1 protein-coding gene is annotated in these 1,600 nt (G+C 45.9%); it reads left to right on the plus strand.

Annotated features, from left to right (window positions below; translation table 11 throughout):
- Positions 1-344 precede the first annotated feature (344 nt).
- Positions 345-1,600 (plus strand): group II intron reverse transcriptase/maturase (gene ltrA / locus U860_RS0130310; RefSeq protein ID WP_025151402.1); only part of this gene is annotated, 1,256 nt, incomplete at its 3' end.

Below are 1,600 nucleotides of genomic sequence, written 5' to 3' on the forward strand. Positions count from 1 at the left end.
GACGTAGCCTCGTTACACGCAATTCCGGTGGCTGAGACGGTCGATAACGTGCGAAAGCAGCAAGAACTGACCGAAATGAGTCTGGAACGGCAGTTCTCACCGGCGGGGTATCAGCGGCGACATGGAGAGAAAGATAATGTGGAAACTGGAGAAGCCCTCGACACCCGATGAAGAAACCTCATCGAGGAGACCGTCTCTATAACCGCGATCGGGAAGTGAGAACAGTAGGTGTCAGGGTGGCGGAACGGATCGTAGTACCAGAGATCTGCGTGCAGCAAAACGCGCGGGGAGGGAAGGGTCCGAACCTGTAAATATTTCGTACGACCAAAGGAGGCAAGGGTGCCATGATAAAAACACCTATTACTTTGCAGGAACTAAGGCGACGAATCTATCAAAAGGCGAAGTCTGAACCTACGCATCGGTTTTGGGGACTATTTTCCCACATTACCAAACTAACAACCCTTCATGAAGCATATCAGCAAGCGAGGAAAAACAACGGTGCCCCAGGCATCGACGGGAAAAGTTTCGCTGATATAGAGCTAGAGGGAGTTATGCCGTTTTTAAAGAATATCCGAGCAGAACTACAGGCTGGAACATATCAACCACAAGCTAATCGTAAAGTAGAAATCCCAAAAGCAAACGGAAAAATGCGGACACTACAAATCCCGTGTATACGGGACCGCGTGGTCCAAGGAGCGCTAAAACTCATATTGGAAGCCATCTTTGAAGCTGATTTCTGCCCAAATTCCTACGGATTCCGACCAAAACGCTCCCCACATCAAGCACTGGCAGAAGTGCGACGTAGCATATTGCGCCGGATGACTGTAGTAATCGATGTTGACTTGTCACGCTACTTTGATACAATTCGACACCACATACTTTTGGAGAAAATTGCAAAGCGTGTCCAAGATTCGCAAGTTATGCATCTTGTAAAACAGGTAATCAAGGTGACAGGAAAGATTGGTGTCCCGCAAGGGGGACCATTTTCTCCCCTAGCCGCAAACATCTACCTCAATGAAGTAGATTGGACATTTGATGCCATTCGACGTAAGACAACAGAAAACCATTACGAGGCTGTAAACTATCACCGTTTTGCTGATGATATAGTTATCACTGTAAGCGGACACTCTAGTAAACGTGGATGGGCTGAATTGGCATTGCGACGACTGTGGGAACAATTAAAGCCTTTGGGAGTTGAACTGAATCTGGAGAAAACCCGAGTGGTTAATGTTTTAAAAGGAGAATCCTTCGGATTCCTAGGATTTGATTTGAGGCGAGTACTTAATCGAAATAAGAGTAGATACTTTGTTCTTATTACCCCGAAGAAGAAAGCCTGTACGAAAGTGAAAGCAAAAATCCGAGAATTAATCAGAAACGCAGGCGCCAAGCCTGCACAAGATTTAGTAAAACAAATCAATACTGTACTGATTGGATGGGTGAATTACTTCCGGGTTGGGAATTCTAGTCGAGCTTTTAGTAAAGTACGGGACTATACAGAGATGAAAGTCCGTACGTTATTGACGAGAAGGAAACGGCGACAAAAGCGTAGCATTGGATGGCAGAGATGGAGTAATGAATATCTCTATGGTGTACTAGGACT

This window comes from Bacillus sp. H1a (assembly GCF_000633475.1).
Lineage (GTDB): Bacteria > Bacillota > Bacilli > Bacillales > Bacillaceae_G > Bacillus_A > Bacillus_A paramycoides.